The organism is Roseiarcus sp., from assembly GCF_052145395.1.
Classification (GTDB): domain Bacteria; phylum Pseudomonadota; class Alphaproteobacteria; order Rhizobiales; family Beijerinckiaceae; genus Roseiarcus.
The window spans coordinates 1-3,520 of record NZ_JBKQOT010000554.1 but is presented as its reverse complement, the minus strand read 5'-3'; the positions used below and the strand labels follow the sequence as shown (position 1 = coordinate 3,520).

Below are 3,520 nucleotides of genomic sequence, written 5' to 3'. Positions count from 1 at the left end.
GGAGGCGATGACGGCGGCGGCGAAAAAGGCCGGCGTCAAGACCATGGTCGCCTTCAACAACATCAAGACGCCGGCGGCGATGCTGGCGAAGCGCCTCATCGACAACGGCGATATCGGAGCGCCGATGCGGTTTCGCGGCTGGTTCGACCAGGGGTTCTACAACGATCCCGACCTGCCGTTCTCCTGGCGCCTCACCCGCAAGGAGGCGGGCTCGGGCGCGCTCGGCGATCTTGGCTCGCACGTGATCGCGGTCGCGCAATATCTGATGGGCGAGGCCGAGAGCGTGGTCGCCTCCGAGCAGACCTTCTTCCCGACACGGCCCGTGCCGCAGGGCGGATCGGGCTACGCCGCCAAAGCGGGCGCCGACGCGCCGCGCGCTACGGTTGAGAACGAGGACCAGATCCAGACTTTGGTCCGCTTCAAGAGCGGCGCCGGCGGCGTGATCGAAGCCTCGCGCGTGGCGGCGGGCAAGGTGTTCGGCGTCTACTGGGAAGTGTCCGGAACCAAGGGCACGATCATCATGGACGGCGAGCGCTTCAACGAGCTGAAGATCTCGCGCTTCGACGACCCGAAGCCCGACCGCGGCTTCAAGACGATCTACGCTGGCAGCCAAGTTTCGCAGTACGCCGCCTTCTTCGGCTTCGACTTCGCCGGAGGAGGCCTCGGCTACTTCGACGTCAAGGTGATCGAGGCGCGCGACCTGATCGAGGGCGTATGCAGGCAGAGCGACTGCTATCCCAACTTTGCCTTCGGCCTCGAGAACCAGCGGATCATCGACGCCATCGAGCGATCGGTGCGGACCAAGGCATGGACGGCAGTCAGCTGAAAGCAAACGGGAGGACCGCATGGGCAAGGAGATTCGCTTCGGCGTTATCGGCGCGGCCTACATGGGCAAGGCTTATGCGATCGCACTGAGCTCGGTTTCGACGATTTTCGAGCTTCCTGTGCGCGCGAGGCTCGAGATGATCGCGACGACGGACGCGAAGGGCGCCGAGAAGAAGGCTGGCGCTTTCGGCTTTGCGCGCTCGACCGGCGACTGGCGGAAGCTTGTCGCGGACCCGGACGTCGACGTCGTCGGGATCGGCTCGCCCACTTGGTTGCATAAGGAGATGGCGCTCGCGGCAATCGCTGCCGGCAAGCCTGTCTTATGCGAAAAGCCTCTGTCGCTGTCGGCCCGAGACGCGCATGACATGGCGCTTGCGGCCGAACGCGCCGAAGTGAAGACGCTCGTCGGCTTCAACTACATGAGGAACCCGGCGACGCAGCTCGCCAAACAGATGATCGAGGCCGGCGAGATCGGCGACGTCATCCATTTCCGCGGGACTCACAACGAAGACTATCTGATGGACCCGTCATCGCCGATGAACTGGCGGCTCAAGGCCAAGTATGCGAGCCGCGCCGGCGCGCTCGGCGATCTCGCCTCGCATATCGTCAATCTCGCGCACTATTTGTGCGGGCCGATCGTCGAGGTTGTCGGCGAGAGCCAGACGGTGCACAAGGCCCGCCCTGCCGAGGGCGGCGTGCTTGAGCCGGTCGAGAACGACGACCAGACCAATTTCCTCGCCAAATTCATGAGCGGCGCGCTCGGCGCGTTCGAGGCCAGCCGCATCGCCGCCGGCCGCAAGATGGGGCTCACCTACGAGGTGACCGGCACGAAGGGCGCCCTCTTCTTCGATCAGGAGCGCCTGTCGGAATTGCAGTTCTATTCGGCCGGCGACGCCTCCAATCGGCGCGGCTATCGCACGCTGCTGATCGGCCCCGAGCATCCGGACTACGGCAGCTTCTGCATCGGGGCCGGGCATGGCTTCGGCTACAACGACATGATCGTGGTCGAGATGAAGGACATGATTCTCGGCGTCACGGAGGGCAAGCCCTTGTGGCCGACGTTCCGCGACGCCGTGCACACAGCATCCGTCGTCGACGCCGTGCTGCGCTCGCAGGACGAACGCCGCTGGGTAAAGATTTCCGAAATCGTCGGGGAGCTTTCGTGATGCTCGACCTCGCCATCTTCGGCGCCGGCCGCATAGGTTCTGTGCATGGTCGCGACGCCGCTCAGCAACCGGGCGCGCGGCTCAAATATATCGTCGATCCGATCGCCTCCGAGGGACGGGCGAAACTGGTGGCCGAGACGGGGGCGCAAATTGTCGACGCGGCGACCGTGTTCTCGGACATGGACGTAGCCGGCGTGATCGTCGCGAGTTCCACCGACACGCACGCGAAGTTGATCCTTGACGCGGTGGCGGCGAGAAAGCCGATCTTCTGCGAAAAACCGATCAGTCTCGATTTCGCGACCGTGCTCAAGGTTGCCGAAGCGGTCGAGGCTTCGGGCGTTGCCTGCATGCTCGGCTTTCAGCGCCGCTACGATCCCAGCTTCAAGGCGGTGCGCAACCGGATCGCAAGCGGCGCGGCCGGCAATCTCGAACAGATCGTCATGCACACGCGCGATCCCGCGCCGCCTCAGGTGTCTTACGTCGAACGCTCTGGCGGCATGTTCCGCGATCAGGCGATCCACGATTTCGACCAGGCGCGCTATCTGACCGGCGAGGAGATCGCGACCGTTTATGCCGTCGGCGGTTCGATGATCGATCCCGCCATCGGCGCGGCCGGGGACATCGATTGCGCGATGATCGTGCTGACAACGGTTTCCGGCAAGCTCGTCAGCATGAACAACCAGCGTCGGGCGCCGTTCGGCTACGACCAGCGACTGGAAGCGTTCTGCGCGAAGGAAGCCTTCTTCATCGACAATCACGCCCGCGACACGGTGACGGTGGGAAGCGCCGCCGGCTACACCTCGGCGCCGCCGATGAACTATTTCATTGAGCGTTTCGCCGACGCCTATCGCGCCGAAATGGAGACGTTCGTCGCCATGATCACGCACGGCGCGCCGTCGCTCGCCAACATCCGCGACGGGGTGGAGGCGCAGAGGCTCGCCGAGGCTGCCATCGTGTCCCTGAAGACGGGCTTACCGGTTGGCGTCGATCGCGAATGGCGGCCGGCTTGAGCGTGTCACGGATCGGCACACATATCGACGGGCTGGCTCGCCAGAGCAGGGAATCCGAGATAAACCAATATCCGGTCCTTGCGCAAACCAACCGTATCGCGACCCGCCGGCAACGGCGGCAAAGGGGGGGGGCGCCGGCCTTCCAGTCACCTCTCCAAGAGGGCGCCAAGCCTCAGACTCGAACCGCTAAACGGACTTCCGCATCACGATCGGGCACTCGACCTTGATCGGCCGCGGCCGCGCCTCGTGGCCAGCGACCGCGTCGATCAGCCATTCGGCGGCGATCGCGCCCATCTCGAAATGCGGCAGCAGCACGGTGGTCAGCGGCGGATGCAGGTGCTGGGCGATCTCGCGGTCGTCGTAGCCCATCACCGCCACGTCGTCCGGGATTTTGAGCCCGAGCTCGCGCAGCGCCTCGTAGCAGCCGACCGCCATCATATCGTTGGCGCAAAAGATCGCGGTCGGCGGGACCTTCAGCGCCATCAGCGATCGGGTCGCGTCGTAGCCGGACAGCGGCTG

At 64.9% G+C, this 3,520-nt stretch carries 4 protein-coding genes; 3 read left to right on the top strand and 1 reads right to left on the bottom strand.

The window, feature by feature from the left end; translation table 11 throughout:
• From ACLP25_RS19075 to iolG, 3 genes are all read left to right on the top strand, one after another.
• A partial coding sequence (locus tag ACLP25_RS19075; protein ID WP_442470739.1) for a Gfo/Idh/MocA family protein occupies window positions 1-826 on the top strand: 826 nt, incomplete at its 5' end.
• Window positions 827-845: 19 nt separating this feature from the next.
• Entirely contained in the window at window positions 846-1,991 is a 1,146-nt protein-coding gene (locus ACLP25_RS19070) for a Gfo/Idh/MocA family protein (protein WP_442470738.1), read from the top strand.
• Window positions 1,991-3,001 (top strand): inositol 2-dehydrogenase, encoded by a 1,011-nt coding sequence (gene iolG, locus ACLP25_RS19065; protein WP_442470737.1) that lies wholly within the window; start codon window positions 1,991-1,993, stop codon window positions 2,999-3,001. Before ACLP25_RS19070 ends, iolG begins: the two co-directional genes overlap by 1 nt.
• A 186-nt stretch (window positions 3,002-3,187) precedes the next feature.
• Here iolG and ACLP25_RS19060 read toward each other — a convergent pair.
• On the bottom strand, window positions 3,188-3,520 hold a 333-nt coding region (locus ACLP25_RS19060; RefSeq protein ID WP_442470736.1), incomplete at its 5' end, for a substrate-binding domain-containing protein.